Origin of the sequence: Kineosporia rhizophila (assembly GCF_021277265.1) — a bacterium.
In the GTDB taxonomy this organism is placed as follows: Bacteria; Actinomycetota; Actinomycetes; order Actinomycetales; family Kineosporiaceae; genus Kineosporia; species Kineosporia rhizophila.
Genome location: NZ_JAJSOH010000029.1, coordinates 24,529 through 41,874 on the forward strand (window position 1 = coordinate 24,529; position 17,346 = coordinate 41,874).

The following is a 17,346-nucleotide window of genomic DNA, read 5'->3' on the forward strand; positions in this document are numbered from 1 at the left end:
CCTGTGGGCGCCCGTTTAACACCTTGGCCAACAACCTGCTACTGTTCTCGGCGAGCCGGGATAGCTCAGTGGTAGAGCACCTGATTGTGGATCAGGAGGCGGGGGTTCGATACCCCCTCCCGGTACAGGTAGATCGTTCTTCGGTCTCCTCGTGCGCCGGGCGTCCGTTCCAGCGCACGAGGAAGGCAATCCAGCGATGACCGGCCTGGTCCCCCCGCAGAACCTCCGCGGTTTCCGAGACCTGCTCCCCGAAGAGATGCTGCTGCGCGGCGAGGTCGTCGCCCGCATCACTCGGGTCTACGAGTCCTTCGGGTTCGTCCCGCTCGACACCCCGGTGCTGGAGTCGCTGCCCACCCTGCTCGGCAGTGGTGGCGAAGAGGCCGACAAGCAGATCTTCGTGGTCCGCGAGGCCGCCAAACCGGCTGCCGCAGAAGGCGAAGCGACCGAGTTCGGGATGCGCTTCGACCTCACCGTGCCGTTCGCCCGGATCATCGCGCAGTACCACCCGCAGCAGATCAAGCTGCCGTTCCGGCGCTACCACATCGGCCCGGTCTTCCGCGCCGACGACCCCCAGCCCGAGCAGGGCCGGTTCCGTCAGTTCACCCAGTTCGACGCGGACATCGCCGGCACCTCCACGGTCGCCGCCGACGCCGAGATCGTGGCCCTGGCCACGGCCGCCTTCGAGGCCCTGGAACTCACCGCGGGCACCGGTTACGTCATCCGGGTGAACAACCGCAAGCTGGTCGACGCCTTCCTGAACAGCATCGGACTGGAGGACCCGGAGGTCACCCGGCACGTGCTCCGGGTGCTCGACAAGTCCGACAAGATCACCGCCGAGGCGCTGCGGGCCGAGCTGGGCGAGGGCCGCTACGACGTCTCCGGTGACCGGATCCGCGGCGTCGGGCTGGCCCCGGAGCTGATCGACCGGCTGCTCGCCTTCGTCGCGGTGCAGCAGGACACCCGGGCCAAGACCCTCGACGAGCTGGCCGCCCTGCTGCCGGACGACGAGCCGGGGGTGGCCGAGGTCCGCGAGTTCCTGGCCCATCTGGAGGCGCTCGGCGTCAGCGAGGCCAGTGTGAAACTCGACCCGGGCCTGGCCCGCGGTCTGGCGTACTACACCGGCACGGTCTACGAGGCCACCCTGGTCGGGGCCGGAGTCGGCTCGATCGGTGGCGGCGGCCGCTACGACGGGCTGGTCAGCCGGTTCAGCGACGACCCGGTGGCCGCCGTGGGCGTCTCGATCGGCATCGACCGGCTGCTGGCCGGCCTGGCCAACCTGGGCGTCTCCTACGGCACCCGGAAGACCACGGCCGACGCCGTGGTGCTGGTGATGCCCAAGGTCGACGCGGCCGAGGCCACCCGGATCGCCGCCGAGCTGCGGGCCGCCGGCATCGCCACCGAGCTGTACGTGGGCGAGTCGGTGGGCAAGGTGGGCAAGCAGCTGGCCTACGCCAACGCCCAGGGCTTCGCCGTGGCCGTGATGGCCGGCGGCAAGGAGATCGAGGCGGGCACCGTCACGATCAAGGATCTGCAGGCCGGCAGCGAGTCGCGGGCGCAGATCGCGGACAACAGCGAGTACCGCGCGGCCAAGTCGGCCGGTCAGCTCACTGTGGCCCGCAGTGAGCTCGTGAGCACGGTCCAGCAGATCGTCAGCCCGACGCAGGAGAACGACGCATGAGCCAGAAGCAGATCACCCTCGGCATCCCCAAGGGCAGCCTGCAGCAGTCCACCCTGGGCATCTTCGAGCGGGTCGGGCTGCAGTTCACCGGCGGCTCGCGCACGCTCTGGCTGAGCTCGAACGACCCGGAGATCGTGCCGGTGCTGCTCAAGCCGCAGGAGATCCCGATCTACGTGAAGTCCGGCCGGCTCGACGCCGGGCTGTCCGGGCGGGACTGGATCGTCGAGACCGAGGTGCTCGAGCACATCGCGGTCAAGGCCGAACTGCCCTTCTCCCGGCAGACCTCCCGGCCGATCCGCTGGGTGCTCGCGGTGCCCCAGTCCTCGCCGATCAAGACCGTCGAGGACCTGCGGGCCGAGTGTGACCGGCGCCGCCTGGCCGGCGACCCGTTCGTCATCTCCACCGAGCTCACCCGGATCTCGCGGATGTGGCTGGCCCGGCAGGGCGTCGACGCGCACGTCGAGTTCTCCTGGGGCGCCACCGAGGCCAAGGCGGAGTACTTCGCCGACGCCATCATCGAGGGCACCGAGACCGGGAACTCGCTGCGGGCCAACCACCTTCGTGAGGTGGCCGAGGTGTTCAGCTCGACCAACCAGTTCTTCGTCAGCCGCCGGATCTACCGCGACGACGAGTGGAAGCGCGGCAAGCTCGACGCGATCTCGCACCTGATCCGGGGTGCGCTGCGGGCCAACGACGTGGTCGAACTGCGGGTGGTGGCCGACAAGCCGCTGCCGCTGGAAGAGATCCTCGGCCCGGAGGCCCGGGTCGTCGCCGCCTCGGAAGCCACTCCGGGGCAGGGGTTCACGGCCACCGCCACGCTGCCGCGGGCGCAGGTGCCCTACGCCATGCCCGCGGTGATCGCGGCCGGTGCCACCGATGCCTGGGTCTCGCCGATGTCGATCTACTACAGCCACGAGTTCGACGCCACGTCCAAGGCCGCGGCCGAGGCGCGCAACGCCAGCGCCAGCCTGCCGCTGGGGCCGATGGCCCCTTCGGCGACCACCGCCTGAGCCGGACCGAAAGGGAATTGGGGACGAGCGTCGTCCTCAATTCCCTTTCGGCTCACCGATGTGTCAGAGCCGGGGATCGATCGGCTCGGACTCCAGCGCCAGCACTGCGAACACGGCCTCGTGGACCTGCCAGAGCGGGGCCCCGGCCGTCACTCGCTCCAGAGCCTCCAGCCCGAGCGCGTACTCGCGCAGGGCGGCTGAGCGCTTACGGCCCACCGAGCGGGACTTGAGCCGGTTCAGGTTCTCTTCCAGCAGGTAGTCGGGGCCGTAGATGATCCGGAGGTATTCCGGGCCACGGACCTTCAGGCCGGGCTGCACCAGACCGCGCTTGGTGCGGGTGAAGTTGGCCAGGGGCTTGACCACCATGCCCTCGCCGCCGGCCCCGGTCAGCTCTTCCCACCAGGCCACGGCCGACGAAACGCCTTCTTCGGTGGCCGGATCCACCACCAGCCGCCGGGTGGTCACGAACAGCGGGTCGGCCTCGACCAGCCGGTCGGCCAGGGCCAGGTGCCAGGTGTGGTCCCGGTCGGCGAAGGTGCGCCGGCCGGCCGCCAGTACCTGGAACGGGGCGATCTTCACGCCCTCCAGCCCCTCGGTCGGCCAGACGTAGCGCCGGTAGGCCGCGCCGAACGCCGAGGCAGCCTCGAGTCGGGCAGCCGTGTGGTCGCGGAGCCCGGCCAGTTCGGGCAGTTCCGGCAGTCGGTCCGCGGCGGCGGTGAGGGCCTCCAGGGCCGGCGGCAGGGCGGAAGTGGCAGCGGCTCCGACCGCGGCGTACTGCTGGCGGATCAGCTCACCGGCCTTCAGCGACCAGGGCATGATCTCGGCGTCCAGCAGCACCCAGCCGGCCTCCAGTTCTTCCCAGACCTTGGCCTTCTCCAGGGCCGCCCGCGCGCGCCCGAGCATGGTCTCGGTGTCGGCCTCGGAGAAGAACGAGCGTCCGGTGCGGGTGTGGATCGCCCCGGTCCGGCCTTCGGGGAAACCGAAACGTACTGAGGCCACGGTGGCGTCGCGGCAGACCAGGATCACCGCACGCGAGCCCATGTGCTTCTCTTCGCAGATCACCTCGCCCACCCCGTCCTTGGCGTAGGCGGCCAGGGCCTCGGCCGGGTGCTCGAGCAGGTTCGGCAGCGCGCTGGTCGGGCTGGGGGCCATGGTCGGCGGCAGATGGAGCAGCCAGCGCGGGTCGAGGGCGAAACGGCTCATCACCTCGAGCGCCCCGGCGGCGGCCTCGGCGCTCACCGTGATCCGGCCGTGGTGCTTGGTCTGGATCGAGCGCTTGCCCGAGACGTCGCCCAGCGTCAGCACGTCCGGATCCCGCTGCGCGGCCTTCTTGGCCTTGGGCGCGTTGAGCGGCTTCGCCGGCTCGTACCAGACCTTTTCGGCCGGGACGCTGACGACCTCCTTCTCCGGATAGCGCATCGCCGTCAGGCGGCCTCCGAACACGCAGCCGGTGTCCAGGCACATCGTGTTGTTGACCCACTCCGGCGTGAGCGTGGGCGTGTGCCCGTAGAGCACCATCGCCTTGCCCCGGTAGTCGTTCGCCCAGGGGTAGCGCACCGGCAGCCCGAACTCGTCGGTCTCGCCGCTGGTGTCACCGTACAGCGCGAAACTGCGCACCCGACCCGAAGCCCGGCCGTGGTAAGACTCTTTCAGCCCGGCGTGGGCCACCACCAGCCGGCCGCCGTCGAGAACGAAGTGCGCGATCAGGTTCTCGCAGAAGGTGGCCACCTGGGCCCGGAACTCCTCCGGCTCGGCGGCGAGCTGGTCCATCGTCTCCTGCAGGCCGTGCGACAGCTTCACGTTCTTGCCGCCGAGCGCCCGCACCAGCTTGTGCTCGTGGTTGCCGCTGACACAGAGCGCGTGCCCGGACTCGACCATGCCCATCACCAAGCGCAGCACCCCGGGAGTGTCCGGGCCGCGGTCGACCAGGTCACCCACGAAGACCGCGGTACGCCCGGCCGGGGGCACCGCGTCGACCGGGCGGCCCTGCGGGTCGAGGACGATGCCGTAGCCGAGTTCGCCCAGCAGGGTCTGCAGTTCGGAGCGGCACCCGTGCACGTCGCCGATCACGTCGAACGGGCCGGTGAGCCCGCGCCGGTCGTTCAGCAACGGCTCCCGCACGATCCGCGAGGCCGCCACCTTCTCCGGCGAGTCGAGCACGTGCACCCGCCGGAAGCCCTCCCGGCGCAGCCCGGCCAGCGACCGGCGCAGCTGGTCGGCCTGCCGGTGGATCACCCGGGCCGGGAAGTCACGGTCGGTGCGGGCGGCGTTGCGTTCCAGGCAGATCTCTTTGTCGATGTCCAGGACGATCGCGACCGGCAGCACGTCGTGGTCGCGGGCCAGCTTGAGCAGGCTCGCGCGGGCGTCCTTCTGCACGTTGGTCGCGTCGACCACGGTCAGCAGCCCGGCCTCCAGGCGCTTGCCGGCGATGTGGTGCAGCACGTCGAACGCGGCCGCGGTGGCGTCCTGGGAGTTCTCGTCGTTGGAGACCAGGCCGCGGCAGAAGTCGCTGGAGAGCACCTCGTAGCGGCCGAACTTCTGGGCGGCGAAGGTGGACTTGCCGGAGCCGGAGACCCCGACGAGCACCACCAGACAGGTCTGCGGGACGGTGAGCTGATGCTCGCTCATCGGGGCACCTCCGTGGCGGCGAGGACGGTGAAGACGGCCATCTGCGTGGGCGGGCCGGAGGTCTCGTCCTCCTGGCCGATGCCCCGGATCTGCACCGAGTAGCCGTAGTCCTGCGCGACCTGCGTGGCCCACTTCTGGAACTGCGCGCGGTCGAACTCGAAACGATGGTCCGGATGCCGCTTCTCGTGCTCGGCCAGACCGTAGTGCGGGTTGTACTCGACGTTCGGGGTGGTGACGAACACGTGCCGGGGGTGCGCGGCACCGAACACGCAGGCCGCCAGGGCCCGCAGCCGGGAGGCGTCGACGTGCTCGATCACCTCCATCAGCACCGCCGCGTCGAACCCGGCCAGCCCGGGATCGGCGTAGACCAGCGACGACTGGCGCAGCTCGACCCGCGCCCGGGCCCGCTCGGGCATCTCGTCCAGCCGCAGCCGCCGGGCGGCCACGGTCAGCGCCCGGTCGGACACGTCGACGCCGAGCACCCGCTGGAAGCGGGAGTCGGCCAGCAGTTCCTTCACCAGCTTGCCCTCACCGCAGCCCAGGTCGGCCACGGTCTGCGCACCGCTGGCGCGGACCGCCTCGAGCACCGCCCGGATCCGCTGCACAGCCAGCGAGACCTGACGCTCGGCGTGCGACTCCGGCTCCTCGACCAGAGCCACGGCGCCGCCCAGGGCCTCCTCGCCGCCCACCGCGACCACCCCGCCGACCGAGACCGTGATGCCCGAGCCCGGTACCTCGTCCTTGAGTTCCACGAGGTCGGCGGGCAGTTCGGTGTCCTCGTCGGACAGCGTCGCGTCGTCCAGACCGGCGAACCGCTCGGACGCCTCGTTCACCAGCCGCCGCTGGTGACGCAGGTACCGCTCGGTGATCAGGGTGCGCTCCGGGTGCGTGGCCAGCCAGCCCTCGCCGGCCCGGACCAGCTTGTCCACCTCGTCGGCACTGACCCAGTAGTGCTTGGCGTCGTCCAGCACCGGCAGCAGCACGTAGAGCTGACTGAGCGCCTCGAACAACCGCATCCGGCCGGTCAGCCGCACGTCCAGGTAGCGCGAGTCGCCCCAGCCCAGCTCCGGATCGAGGGGGACCGGGGTGATGTCGGCCTCCCAGCCCAGGGGGGCGAACAACCGCCGGGCCACCTCGGCACCACCCCGGCAGGGCAGAGCCGGCAGGTGGACCTGCAGGTTCAGCTGCTTGCTGGGCAGGTCCGGGCGGGCGTCGCAACGGGCCGCGATCGCGGTGCGGAACACCTTCCCGAGCGCGACCGCGAGCATCGACGAGGCCGCGTAGGGCCGGTCGTTGACGTACTGGGCCAGCGAGAACCCGTCGGCCGGGCGAGGGCCGCGACCCCGGACCAGCGCGATCGGGTCGACCTCCAGCAGCAGGGCCGCGGTGCAGCTGGTGGCGTCGGCGCGGGGGTAGAAGACGTGGGCGTCGCCGACCGGCAGCCCGAACTTCTGCGCCCGGTCGGGATGCTTGTGCAGCAGGTAGCCGAGGTCGGTGGCCGGCGACTCGGCGGCCTCGGACTCGTCGCTGGTCGAGGTGATGGTCAGGAACACAGGGGCAAGTCTGTCAACGGCCGACGGTGGCGCCTACGCAATTTCTCCTCGTTCACGAATTGTCGATGATCTCGCGCAGGACCGTGGCCTGATCCTGTACCGAGGTGACGGCCTGCTGGACCTCCATCGCCTGGCTGGAGGTGATCTGCGCGCTGTCGGCGATCACCGCGATGGTGCCGGCGATGCTGGCGGTGGTGGCGGACTGCTGCTCGATCGCCGCGGCGATGGTCTCCTGCGACTCCCGGATCCGGTCGACCAGCGCGTCGATCCCGGCCGTGGCCTCGGCGCTGCCGTCCGCGGCCATCTGGATGTCCTTGATCTTGTTCTCGATGTCGCTGATGCTCGCCGTGGTGGTCTCGGCCAGCTGCTTCACCTCGTCGGCGACCACCGCGAAGCCCTTGCCCGCCTCCCCGGCGCGGGCCGCCTCGATGGTGGCGTTCAGGGCCAGCATCTTGGTCTGCCCGGCCACCGCCTCGATGATCCGCAGGATGCCGCCGATCTCCGCGCTCATCTGCTGGAGCTGGCGCAGCTGCTGCAGGTTCTGGGCGGTCGCCTCGACCGTGCGCTGCACCTGCTGGCTGGCCTCGGACGAGGCCCGGGCGATCTCCCGCACCGCCGAGTTCATCTGGTCGGTGGCCCCGGCCGCGTTGGTGGCCTGCTGCGAGGTGGTGCTCGCGGCCTCGGCCAGGCCCCGGGAGAGCTCGTCCAGCCGGTGAGCCACTGCCTCGTTCTCGGCGAACGTGACATTCGCGCGGGCGTTGCGGTGCGTCACGTTGTCCCACACCACGATGTAGCCGAGGCGCCGGCCGTCGGCGTCGGTGACCGCGTTGATCATCGTGCGCAGGGTGACCCCGCCGAACGAGAACACCGCGGTGCGGGGCAGGGCCGAGGGGTCGTCGAGGATCCGCTCGATCCGGCCCGGGTCCTGGTGGAAGCGGTGGATCGAGCCGCCCAGCAGGTCGTGCAGGCTCACCCCGAAGCTGCTCTGGATCTTCGGGGCCAGGTCCTGCAGGGTCACCGCGGCCAGGCGGTTCATCCAGATCAGGTTCAGGTCCAGGTCGGCGACGAAACAGTTGGCGTGCAGGCTGTTCAGCGCCGCCAGCAGGGGGTTGGAGTTGTCCCCGAGGGCCGCGCGCAGCGACGTCGCCCCGGCCGTCCGCCCGCCTCGTGCCGTCAGCAGTCCCATTTCCCGAGCCCCCGCTCTGCCTTTTCCGTCGTGACGGTCGGAACTTCGGGAAACCCTTCGCTGCTCTTGAGGAACTTCCCAGAATTGCCGTTCGCCGACAGGTGCGACGAGGCGCCGACGAGGCCTTGCGCGCTCCCGGCATCGAGTGCCTTAATGATGGCACCGAGTGCATTGGCGCACGAGAGGAGCCGGGCCTTGACCAGCACGTTGATTCCCACCCTCGCTTCCCAGGGCGAGACCTCGCAGCTCTATGTCACTGCCACCCACAAGGTGCGCGACCAGTCCGGGAAGCCGCCCTTCGACTGGGTGCCCTACGGGGTCCAGCACGCGTGGGCCGCCGGATCGCGCAAGACGTTGTGCGGTGAGTGGACGTCGGGATGGACGGTCTTCTGGGACCGGCAGTTCTCCGCCGCCCGTTCTCAGGCCTGCCCGGCGTGCGTCGAGGCCAGCCTCCCCGAGGCCTCGCGCCGTCGCCTGGACCCGGCGCTGCGTCGCTCAGCCTGACAACTGCTCCCTGCTACCGCCGGGATCCGACAGGTATGGTCACAGGCATGTCACGGGTTCCGCTCGTCCCCGGGGAGCAGGCCGCCCCGGGCACCCGCTCGGACACCGGCCGTCGGATCGCCGCGGCGGCGTTCGAGCTGTTCGCCGCCCAGGGCTACGACGGCACCACGGTAGACGCGATCGCCGAACGGGCCGGGATCGCCCGGCGCACCTTCTTCCGGTACTTCCGGTCGAAGGACGACGTGATCTTCCCGGACCACGACTCCCTGCTGGCGATGGTGAACCAGCACCTGGTCGCGCAGACCGCGCTCGACCCGATCGAGGCGATCTGCGGGGCGGTGAAACTGGTCCTGCTCAGTTATCTGGACGACCCGGAGGTCTCGGTCCAGCGCTACCAGCTGTCGCGCAGCGTCCCGGCGCTGCGTGACCGCGAGCTGGCCAGCGTGCAGCGCTACGAGCGCACCTTCAGCCGCTACGTGCGCGGCCGGCTCACAGGTCCGCTGCCCGAGGCGAACGCCGTGCTGCGGGCCGACGTGGTGGCCGCCGCGGTGGTCGCCGCGCACAACGCGGTGTTGCGCGAATGGTTGCGCGCCGGAGGCAACTACGACCCCCTGGCCGATCTGGACGCCTCATGCGCGTGGGTGCGGGGGATCTTCGGCGAGAGCCAACCGAAGGACGCCGTTGTGCGCCCTCGCGGTTCGGGTGCGGACGACGTGGTGGTTGCGGTCTTCCGCTCCGGTGAACCGCTGGACGACGTGGTCGCCCGGATCAGCCGCTCACTCGAGAACCAGATGCCGAACTAGATCCGGGCGCGCCAGACGTCCTGGTCGCCCAGGAGGTCGGTGATCTCGGGGGAGAGGGTGCCGTTGCTGACGTCGGCGAGGGTGGCCCCCTCGAGCACGATCCGCATCTTGGCCCGCAAGGCCACCCAGACGTCCCGCAGCACCACCGCGGCCCCCGAGTACGCCACGTCCTCCGGGCGTTCGCCGGCGATGTTGGCCAGCGGCCCGTCGATCACCCGGATGACGTCGGCGACCCGGATCTCGGTGGCCGGCCGGGCCAGCCGGTAACCGCCCTCGGCCCCCCGCCGGCTCTGCACCAGCCCGGCGGTGCGCAGCTCGGCCAGGATGTTGAGGAGGAAGGGCAACGGGATGCTCTGCCGCTCGGCCACCGTCTCGGTCTTGATCCACACGCCCTCCGGGGCGGCGGCCAGCTCGAGGGCCGCCCGGACGGCGTAGTCGGTCTTCGCGGAGATGCGCACCCCGCCATTGTGCCGGGCTCACGGCCCTTCCCTTTCCCTGGAGCGGGTCTGCGAACCTGAGGGCATGCTCATGCGTTCGCTCGGCCGGCGGGCCGACCCGGAACTCCTGGTCGTCGGCGTGGTGGTCGGGTGGATCGGGTTCTTCCTGGTGGCCGACGCCGTGCCGCTGTCGGTGCTGTCGGGGCTGGGCGTCGGTGAGCTCGCCCGTCAGCTGGTGCTGGGGGTGGCCACCTGGGCGATGCTGGGCTACCTGCTCAGCCGGGAAAGTGCGCTGGTGCGGGTTCAGACGCTGCTGGTGGTGGTGTTCGCCTCGATCATCGAGTACACGTTCTCGCCGCTGCTGGAGGCCTACGTCTACCGGATCGGCACGGTGCCGATGTTCGTGCCGCCCGGCCACGGCATGGTCTACCTGGCCGCCCTGGCCCTGGGACGCAGCCGGGTGGTCCGCGCCCACCCGGCCTTCTTCGTCTGGGCCACCGTGCTGGTCGGCGGGGCCTGGGCGGTGCACGGCCTGTTCCTGGCCGAGCGCCAGGACGTGCTGGGCGCCTTCTGGTACCTGTGCCTGCTCGGCTTCCTGGTCTGGGGCCGGGCCCAGCTGCTCTACGTGGGTGCCTTCGTCGTGGTCACCTACCTCGAGCTGCTGGGCACCGAGCTCAACACCTGGGTCTGGCAGGAGACCGATCCGGTGCTGGGGGTGATCAGCCAGGGAAATCCGCCCTCGGGGGCGGCCGGGGGCTACGGCTGGTTCGACCTCTACGCCACCCTGCTTGCTCCGAAGGTGCTTCAAGGGTGGGTCGGGTGGGTCTGCTGGGTCAGGATGCCCATCGTGTCGGCGTGGAGAAGGCCGTTGGTGGCCACCGCCGAGCCGCCGAACGGCCCCTCCTTGCCCTCCAGCGAGGTGAACACCCCACCCGCCTCGACCACGATCGGCACCAGCGCGGCCATGTCGTACAACTCCAGCTCGGGCTCGCAGGCGATGTCCACCGCGCCCTCGGCCAGCAACATGTACGACCAGAAGTCGCCGTAGGCCCGGGTGCGCCAGGTGGTGTTCATCAGCTCACGGAAGTTGGCGCCCAGCCCGCGCTCCTCCCAGCCGCCCAGCGAGGCGTAGGAGAGCGAGGCGTCCTCCAGGTCGGCCACCCGCGAGACCTGGATCCGCCGGGCCTTGGCCAGGCTGCGGCCGGTCCAGGCGCCGGTGCCCTGAGCGGCCCACCAGCGCCGGGCCAGGGCCGGGGCGGAGACCACGCCGACCACCGGGACCCCGTTGTCCACCAGCGCGATCAGGGTGGCCCAGACCGGCACGCCGCGGACGAAGTTCTTGGTGCCGTCGATCGGGTCGACGATCCACTGCCGGGGCCCGCTGCCGGTGGTGCCGAACTCCTCACCGAGGACGGAGTCACGCGGGCGGGTGCGCCGGAGCTGGTTGCGGATCAGCTCCTCGGCGGCCCGGTCGGCGTCACTGACCGGGGTGAGGTCCGGCTTCGTCTCCACCCGGAGGTCGGCCGCCAGGAAGCGGTCGTGCGTCACCGCGTCCACCTGGTCGGCGATCACGTGCGCGAGGCGGAGGTCGTCGTCGTAGGCCACAGCCCGCGACGGTACAGGCCGCCGGTCACGCGCAGGTCACGTGCCCGTCCGGGTGATCCTGCCGGGGCTGGTGAGGCTGTGTGAATGCAGTGTCCACCTGCGGAAAGAGCAGCGGTTGAGCCGTCGCCAGACATTGGTTGAGGGTTTAAGCTTCGCCGCATGTTCGATCTCTTCAACGGTATGCCGGTGCACGCGCTCGTCGTCCACGCCGTCGTCGTCCTGCTGCCGCTGATGGCGGTGGTCACGGTGGCGTTCGTGATCCGGCCCCGCTGGCGCCGCGAACTGCCCTGGGCCGTGGTCGGCAACCTGCTGGCGGCCGCGGCCACCTACGCCGCGATGGCCTCCGGCGAGAAGCTGCAGACCCGGCTCAGCAACCCGGACTTCGAGCCGGTGGCCAAGGACCACGGGGACATCGCCTCGCTGCTGATCTACTTCGCGGTGGCCCAGTTCGTGGTCTCGCTGATCGCCTGGCTGCTGCTGCGGACCCGGGACGACGCGCCCCGCACCTCCCGGCCCAAGCTGGTCACCGCGGTCGTGCTCACCCTGGCGGTCGGGGTCGCGGCGTCGGCCTGGACGTTCCGGGTGGGCGACAGCGGGGCCGAGGCCGTGTGGAAGGACAAGATCGCCTCCACCGAGCAGTAGGTGCCCGTTCGGGCCGACCTGCCCGGCGGCCTCAACCGCGCGCCGTGTTGATCTTGTCTTCCCGGGCGGGCGGGCTTTGTCCGGGGGCTGAGGCTTAGGCCGGGGGCTGAGGGCTTAGGCCCCGGCGGCTGAGGGCTTAGGTCCCGGGGGCTTGAGGCCGGCTCAGTAGTCCGGCGCCCCGGCCCGAGCCCGCAGCAGCCGCCGCAGCGACTCCAGCCGGGCCGGCCCGGACGATCCGGCGTGCCCCTCGTTCACCCAGGCGTCCAGCCCGCAGTCCGGCTCGTCGTGCGAGCACCCGCGCGGGCACTCCTCGGCCCCCGGCACCAGCTCGGGGAAGGCGTTCAGGATCCGGGACATGTCCACGTGGCCCAGGCCGAACGAGCGCACGCCCGGGGTGTCCACCACCCAGCCGCCGTCCGGCAGCCGCAGCGCGACCGCCGACGTGGAGGTGTGCCGCCCGCGCCCGGTCACGTCGTTGACCCGGCCGATCGCCCGGCCGGCCCCCGGCACCAGGGCGTTGAACAGGGTCGACTTGCCCACCCCGGAGTGGCCCACCAGCACCGTGACCCGGCCGGTGAGCTGCTTGCGCACCGCCTCCAGGCCGTCGATGCCCTCGTCGGCCCGCCGGGTCACCAGCCAGGGCACCTCCAGCGCGGCGTAGCCGGCGGTGAACTCGGCCGGGTCGGCCAGGTCGGCCTTGGTCAGCACCAGCAGCGGGTCGAGCCCGGCGTCGTAGGCGGCGACCAGGCAACGGTCGACCATCCGGGCCCGGGGCACCGGGTCGGCCAGCGCGGTGACCACGGCGAGCTGGTCGGCGTTGGCCACGATCACCCGCTCCACCGTGTCGGTGTCGTCCGCGCTGCGGCGCAGCACCGAGGTGCGCGGCTCGACCCGGACGATCCGGGCCAGCGAGCCCTCGGCCCCGGAGACGTCGCCGACCAGGGCCACCCGGTCGCCGACCACCACCCCGGCGCGGCCCAGCTCGCGGGCCTTCATCGCGGTGATCACCAGGTCCTTGTCCCCGCCGGTCTCGAAACCGCCCAGCAGACAGCCGTAGCGGCCGCGGTCGACGGTCACCACCTGGGCCGGCACCGCATCGGTGTGGCTGGGCCGGTCCTTGGTACGGGGGCGGTTGCCCTTGGGGTTGGGCCGGAACCGGATCTGGGACTCCTCGTCCTGCCCGCGACTACGGCGGCTCACTGACGGATCACCGCCCTCACCGTCGTTCGGGACCGTCCGATGCGCTCAGCATCCGTTCCCACAAGGCGGTGAACTCCGGCAGGGTCTTGGCGGTGGTGCCGATGTTCTCCACCGACACCCCGGGCACCCGCAGGCCGACCACGGCGCCGGCGGTGGCCATCCGGTGGTCGGCGTAGCTGTGGAACACCCCGCCGCGCAGCTTGGCCGGCTTGATGATCAGCCCGTCCTCGGTCTCGGTGACGTCGCCGCCGAGCCGGTTCAGCTCGGTGGCCAGGGCCGCCAGCCGGTCGGTCTCGTGGCCCCTCAGGTGGGCGATCCCGCGCAGGTGCGAGGGGGTCTCGGCGAGCGCGGCCAGGGCCGCGACGGTGGGCGTGAGCTCACCGGCGGCGCGCAGGTCGGCGTCCAGGCCGTAGAGCTCGCCGTTGCCGCGCACGGTCAGGCCGTCGCGGTCGAGGCTGACGTCGGCGCCCATCTGGTCGAGCAGGTCGCGCAGGTGGTCGCCGGCCTGGGTGGTGTACTGCGGCCAGCCCGGCACGGTCACCGAGCCGCCGGCCACCACGGCCGCGGCCAGGAACGGCGCGGCGTTGGACAGGTCGGGCTCGACCATCACGTCCAGCCCGCCGACCCGGCCGGGCTCGACCCGCCAGACGTCGGGCTCGGAGTCGTCGATCACCACGCCGACGTCGCGCAGCGCCTCGACGGTCATCGTCACGTGCGGCTCGCTGGGCACCTGGCCGCCGACGTGCCGCAGCGTCAGGCCCTCCTCGAACCGGGCGCCGGCCAGCAGCAGGGCCGAGACGAACTGCGAGGAGGCCGAGGCGTCGATCTCCAGGGTGCCGCCGCGCACCGAACCGGAACCGCGCACGGTGAAGGGCAGCCGGCCGCCGCCGTTGTCGTCGACCTCCACCCCCAGACCGCGCAGGGCCTCGATGATCGGGCCCATCGGCCGGACCCGGGCGTGCGGGTCGCCGTCGAAGGCGATGTCACCGTCGGCCAGGGCGGCGATCGGCGGCACGAACCGCATGACCGTGCCGGCCAGGCCGACGTCGATCGTGGCCGGGCCGCGCAGCCGGCCGGGGGTGATCATCCAGTCGGCGCCGAACGCCCCGGTCGCCCCCGCGTCCTGCACGTCGGTGCCGAGCCGGCGCACCGCCTCGGCCATCAGCAGGGTGTCGCGCGAGCGCAGCGGGGCGCGCAGCCGGGAGGGCTCCTCGGCCAGCGCCGCGAGCACCAGATAGCGGTTGGTGAGGGACTTGGAACCGGGCAGGGACACCGTCGCCGAGACCGGGCCCGTCACCGTCGGGGCCGGCCAGAGTGCTGTCGCCTCGTCGCTCACCGGGTTACTCATCGCTTCGCTCGCGCCACTTCCGTCATCGCCTGCCTGGTCCACAAGGGGTGTCGAGCGACGAGAGTATCTGTCCCCCCGCGTGGGAGGCAGCCCCAATCCGCACCGGCGGCCGGACCCGCCGCGGGGGCAGGGTCCGGCCGGGCCGGAACGACTCAGACCGGAAGCGCGTGACCAGCCTTGTAGGCGGCCTTCTGAGCCCGGGCGGCCTGCTTGCCGGCCACCTTGCCGGCCTTGCGCTGGGCGCGGCGGCTGGTGCGGCCCGCCTCCCGCGCGGCCTCCCGGGCGGCCAGCTGCGCGTCCTTCTGGAACTGGCGGGCCGACTTCTTGGCGGACTTGGCCGCCTTGCGCCCCGACTGCCGGGCCGACGCCACCGACTCGGTGGCCTCCTCGCGGGCGTCGTGGATGGCCACGGCGGCGGCCTTGCGGGCCTTGCGGCCGCGGTACGCCACGCTCGGCTTGCCCTCGGTGTCGACCGTGGCCAGCAGGGCGCCGCCGATCAGGCCCAGGGTCTTCACGAAGGTGGACTGCTTGTCGCGGCGCAGCTGCGGGTCCTTCTCCTTCCAGAACGGCTCCACCGGCTGCACCACCGGTGCGGTGGCCACGATGGCCAGGGCCGACAGGCGCGGCAGCCGCCCGGCGGCCAGCAGCGAACCGGCCACCGCGGTGACGACCCCGGCGGCCCGCACCACCATCACCGGGTCCTCGGGCAGGCGGAGCGGACCGGAGACCTGCTTGAGCACGGGACGGGCGGCCTCGGCGGGCGGGCCGGGATGGCGGGCCACCTCGACCCCGGACTGGATCAGCGGGGCCGCAAGCAGCGGGCGGGCGACACGGCGGACGATGGTCATTGTCCTTTGCTACTCCTGATCGACTTCCGGCGCGAACGGACAGGCCGGAAATCCGGGGAAATCGGCCGCGGTTCACAGCCCGCCGTAGGCTGAGCGGCATGTGCGGACGTTACGCATCCAGTCGCAGCCGCGAGGAACTCGTCGTGGAGTTCGAGATCGAGCAGGACCAGCTCGACGATCCCCGGGCCGGCGAGCCGCACTACAACGTGGCGCCGACCGACACGGTGCCGGTGGTGCTGGAGCGGATGGCGGTCCCGCCGAAGGAGCCGGACGAGCAGTCCCCGATGCCCGAGCACCTGCCCGACGACGTCCCCGAGAACGAGACCCCGGCCCGTTCGGTGCAGGACGAGGCCGACGCCCTGATCACCGCCGCGCTGATGCACCACGAGCCGGGCGCCTCGATCGACCCGGAGGAGAGCGAGGCCCGGCCGGTGCGGCAGTTGCGTCCGCTGCGCTGGGGGCTGGTGCCGTCGTGGAGCAAGAACGCCTCCGGCGGGGCCCGGATGATCAACGCGCGGCTGGAGACGCTGCTGGAGAAGGGCGCCTTCAAGAAGGCCGCGCTGAGCCGCCGCTGCCTGGTCCCGGCCGACGGCTGGTACGAGTGGCAGGTCAGCCCGACCGCCCAGGACGCCAAGGGCAAGCCGCGCAAGCAGCCGTTCTTCATGAGCCTGGCCGAGGGCGGGGGGCTGGCGCTGGCCGGGATCTACGAGTTCTGGCGCGACGGCGACCTGCACCCCGACGACCCGGCCGCCTGGCTGGTCACCTTCGCCGTGATCACCACCGCGGCCGAGCCCGGGCTGGACACGGTGCACGACCGGATGCCGCTGGTGCTGCCGCCCGAGCGCTGGAAGGACTGGCTCGACCCGGCGGTGAAGGACGCGGCCACCGTGCACGATCTGGCCGCGGGTCTGCCCACCGGGCGGTTCACCGCGCTGCCGATCACCAGCCGGGTGAACTCGGTGCGCAACGAGGGCCCGGAGCTGCTCGAGCCCGCGCCCGCCGACAGCCTGGTCGGGGTGGTCGACCCGGCCACCGGTGAGCTGCTCGGGGGCCCGGGGTCCGAGCAGCTGTTCTGAACCCGATACGAACTGAGGACGATCGATGCCGGCACGCGCTGCGACCCCGGGTCCCGGGGTGGTCACCGAGTCCGACGAACCCGACCGGCCCACCGAGGTACTCGAGATCGAGACCCCGCTCGGCCCGGCCCGGGCCCACCTGTGGGCGCCGCAGCGGCGGCCGGTGGGCCGGATCGTGCTGGGCCACGGCGCCGGGGGCGGGATCGGGGCGGCCGACCTGGTCGCCGTGCGCCGGGCCGCGGTGGCTGCGGGCTGGCAGGCCGTTCTGGTGGAGCAGCCCTGGCGGGTGGCCGGCAAGAAGGTGGCCGCGGCGCCGCCCAAGCTCGACATCGGCTGGCACGCGGTACTGGCCGAACTGCCCACCCTGAAGCGGCCACTGGTTCTCGGCGGTCGCAGCGCCGGAGCCCGGGTGGCCTGCCGTACGGCCGCCGACCTGGGAGCCCGGGCGGTCTGCTGCCTGGCCTTCCCGCTCCATCCACCGGGCAAGCCGGAGAAGTCCCGCGCCGCCGAACTGGCCCTGCCGCACCAGGCCGGGATCGAGGTGCTGGTGGTCCAGGGCGAGAAGGACCCGTTCGGCGGCTGGGCCGAGGTGGAGGCCGAGCAGCTGCCCGGGGTCACGGTGGCCCGGGTCGAGGGTGATCACTCTCTGAAGAAGTACGGACCGGTGGCCGAGGCGGTCGCGGCCCGGCTGACCGATTGGTCCAAGTCCGTCTGAAGCCCCGGAATGACCTTCCACCATCGCGTGTTGTGCTCACTGCGCAGACGGTCAGCAGACGACCAGCAGCCGGTCGGCGGCCCCCGGGACCGGGCGTGTCGCTCCGGCCTGCC

16 protein-coding genes and 1 tRNA gene are annotated in these 17,346 nt (G+C 71.9%); 8 read left to right on the plus strand and 9 right to left on the minus strand.

The window, feature by feature from the left end; genetic code table 11:
* Positions 1–54 precede the first annotated feature (54 nt).
* The 3 genes from LWF15_RS29335 to hisG all read left to right on the plus strand — a co-directional run bounded on the left by LWF15_RS29335 (position 55) and on the right by hisG (position 2,688).
* Positions 55–125 (plus strand) — tRNA-His (locus LWF15_RS29335).
* Between the two features lie 71 nt (positions 126–196).
* Positions 197–1,678: a histidine--tRNA ligase gene (hisS, locus tag LWF15_RS29340; RefSeq protein ID WP_232814209.1), complete on the plus strand. Its 1,482-nt coding sequence runs from the start codon at positions 197–199 to the stop codon at positions 1,676–1,678.
* Positions 1,675–2,688 carry an ATP phosphoribosyltransferase gene (gene hisG / locus LWF15_RS29345; protein ID WP_232814210.1) on the plus strand — a complete coding sequence of 338 codons (1,014 nt, stop codon included), beginning with the start codon at positions 1,675–1,677 and terminating at the stop codon, positions 2,686–2,688. The genes hisS and hisG overlap by 4 nt, the downstream gene beginning before the upstream one ends.
* Before the next feature lie 63 nt (positions 2,689–2,751).
* Here hisG and LWF15_RS29350 read toward each other — a convergent pair whose 3' ends face one another.
* Genes LWF15_RS29350 through LWF15_RS29365 form a run of 4 tightly spaced genes read right to left on the minus strand, consistent with a single transcriptional unit; the run spans position 2,752 to position 8,261 of the window.
* Positions 2,752–5,316, minus strand: coding sequence for a polynucleotide kinase-phosphatase (locus LWF15_RS29350; RefSeq protein WP_232814211.1), 2,565 nt, complete (start codon positions 5,314–5,316; stop codon positions 2,752–2,754).
* Complete coding sequence (locus tag LWF15_RS29355) at positions 5,313–6,869, minus strand: 3' terminal RNA ribose 2'-O-methyltransferase Hen1 (protein WP_232814212.1); 1,557 nt, start codon at positions 6,867–6,869, stop codon at positions 5,313–5,315. The genes LWF15_RS29350 and LWF15_RS29355 overlap by 4 nt, the downstream gene beginning before the upstream one ends.
* Positions 6,870–6,921: 52 nt before the next feature.
* Positions 6,922–8,055 carry a methyl-accepting chemotaxis protein gene (locus tag LWF15_RS29360; RefSeq protein ID WP_232814213.1) on the minus strand — a complete coding sequence of 378 codons (1,134 nt, stop codon included), beginning with the start codon at positions 8,053–8,055 and terminating at the stop codon, positions 6,922–6,924.
* Entirely contained in the window at positions 8,043–8,261 is a 219-nt protein-coding gene (locus tag LWF15_RS29365) for a hypothetical protein (protein ID WP_232814214.1), read from the minus strand. The genes LWF15_RS29360 and LWF15_RS29365 overlap by 13 nt, the downstream gene beginning before the upstream one ends.
* Here LWF15_RS29365 and LWF15_RS29370 point away from each other — a divergent pair.
* Both LWF15_RS29370 and LWF15_RS29375 read left to right on the plus strand, forming a co-directional pair.
* The gene (locus LWF15_RS29370) at positions 8,251–8,559 is read left to right on the plus strand and encodes a hypothetical protein (RefSeq protein ID WP_232814215.1); all 309 of its coding nucleotides are present in this window, start codon (positions 8,251–8,253) and stop codon (positions 8,557–8,559) included. The two genes, LWF15_RS29365 and LWF15_RS29370, sit on opposite strands and share 11 nt — an antisense overlap.
* Before the next feature lie 47 nt (positions 8,560–8,606).
* A complete protein-coding gene (locus LWF15_RS29375; RefSeq protein WP_232814216.1) occupies positions 8,607–9,362 on the plus strand; it encodes a TetR family transcriptional regulator in 756 nt (251 codons plus the stop codon).
* On the opposite strand, the gene LWF15_RS29380 is transcribed toward LWF15_RS29375, so the two are convergent.
* On the minus strand, positions 9,359–9,820 hold the full coding sequence (locus LWF15_RS29380; protein ID WP_232814217.1) for an RrF2 family transcriptional regulator: 462 nt from the start codon (positions 9,818–9,820) through the stop codon (positions 9,359–9,361). The genes LWF15_RS29375 and LWF15_RS29380 overlap by 4 nt on opposite strands.
* Positions 9,821–10,603: 783 nt before the next feature.
* Positions 10,604–11,404: a histidinol-phosphatase gene (hisN, locus tag LWF15_RS29385; protein WP_232814218.1), complete on the minus strand. Its 801-nt coding sequence runs from the start codon at positions 11,402–11,404 to the stop codon at positions 10,604–10,606.
* A 159-nt stretch (positions 11,405–11,563) separates the two neighbouring features.
* Between hisN and LWF15_RS29390 the strand changes: the two genes are divergently transcribed.
* Positions 11,564–12,046 (plus strand): DUF2231 domain-containing protein, encoded by a 483-nt coding sequence (locus LWF15_RS29390; protein WP_232814219.1) that lies wholly within the window; start codon positions 11,564–11,566, stop codon positions 12,044–12,046.
* Positions 12,047–12,208: 162 nt separating this feature from the next.
* Here LWF15_RS29390 and rsgA read toward each other — a convergent pair whose 3' ends face one another.
* From rsgA to LWF15_RS29405, 3 genes are all read right to left on the minus strand, one after another.
* Positions 12,209–13,246, minus strand: coding sequence for a ribosome small subunit-dependent GTPase A (gene rsgA / locus LWF15_RS29395; protein ID WP_232814220.1), 1,038 nt, complete (start codon positions 13,244–13,246; stop codon positions 12,209–12,211).
* Between the two features lie 16 nt (positions 13,247–13,262).
* Positions 13,263–14,594 (minus strand): 3-phosphoshikimate 1-carboxyvinyltransferase, encoded by a 1,332-nt coding sequence (gene aroA / locus LWF15_RS29400; protein WP_269811040.1) that lies wholly within the window; start codon positions 14,592–14,594, stop codon positions 13,263–13,265.
* A gap of 152 nt (positions 14,595–14,746) precedes the next feature.
* Positions 14,747–15,442, minus strand: a complete 696-nt coding sequence (locus LWF15_RS29405; protein WP_232814222.1) for a DoxX family protein — start codon at positions 15,440–15,442, stop codon at positions 14,747–14,749.
* Positions 15,443–15,540: 98 nt separating this feature from the next.
* On the opposite strand from LWF15_RS29405, the gene LWF15_RS29410 reads away from it, so the two are divergent.
* Together LWF15_RS29410 and LWF15_RS29415 are read left to right on the plus strand one after the other, a co-directional pair.
* Positions 15,541–16,518, plus strand: coding sequence for an SOS response-associated peptidase (locus LWF15_RS29410; RefSeq protein ID WP_232814223.1), 978 nt, complete (start codon positions 15,541–15,543; stop codon positions 16,516–16,518).
* A gap of 25 nt (positions 16,519–16,543) precedes the next feature.
* A complete protein-coding gene (locus tag LWF15_RS29415; protein WP_232814224.1) occupies positions 16,544–17,233 on the plus strand; it encodes an alpha/beta hydrolase family protein in 690 nt (229 codons plus the stop codon).
* Positions 17,234–17,346 lie beyond the last annotated feature (113 nt).

Coding starts and splice junctions, on each gene's coding strand:
- hisG (WP_232814210.1), top strand. CDS start 1,675: ATGAGCCAGAAGCAGATCACCCTCGGCATCCCCAAGGGCAGCCTGCAG.
- aroA (WP_269811040.1), bottom strand. CDS start 14,594: ATGAGTAACCCGGTGAGCGACGAGGCGACAGCACTCTGGCCGGCCCCG.
- LWF15_RS29410 (WP_232814223.1), top strand. CDS start 15,541: ATGTGCGGACGTTACGCATCCAGTCGCAGCCGCGAGGAACTCGTCGTG.
- LWF15_RS29390 (WP_232814219.1), top strand. CDS start 11,564: ATGTTCGATCTCTTCAACGGTATGCCGGTGCACGCGCTCGTCGTCCAC.
- LWF15_RS29405 (WP_232814222.1), bottom strand. CDS start 15,442: ATGACCATCGTCCGCCGTGTCGCCCGCCCGCTGCTTGCGGCCCCGCTG.
- LWF15_RS29415 (WP_232814224.1), top strand. CDS start 16,544: ATGCCGGCACGCGCTGCGACCCCGGGTCCCGGGGTGGTCACCGAGTCC.
- LWF15_RS29350 (WP_232814211.1), bottom strand. CDS start 5,316: ATGAGCGAGCATCAGCTCACCGTCCCGCAGACCTGTCTGGTGGTGCTC.
- hisS (WP_232814209.1), top strand. CDS start 197: ATGACCGGCCTGGTCCCCCCGCAGAACCTCCGCGGTTTCCGAGACCTG.
- LWF15_RS29375 (WP_232814216.1), top strand. CDS start 8,607: ATGTCACGGGTTCCGCTCGTCCCCGGGGAGCAGGCCGCCCCGGGCACC.
- LWF15_RS29360 (WP_232814213.1), bottom strand. CDS start 8,055: ATGGGACTGCTGACGGCACGAGGCGGGCGGACGGCCGGGGCGACGTCG.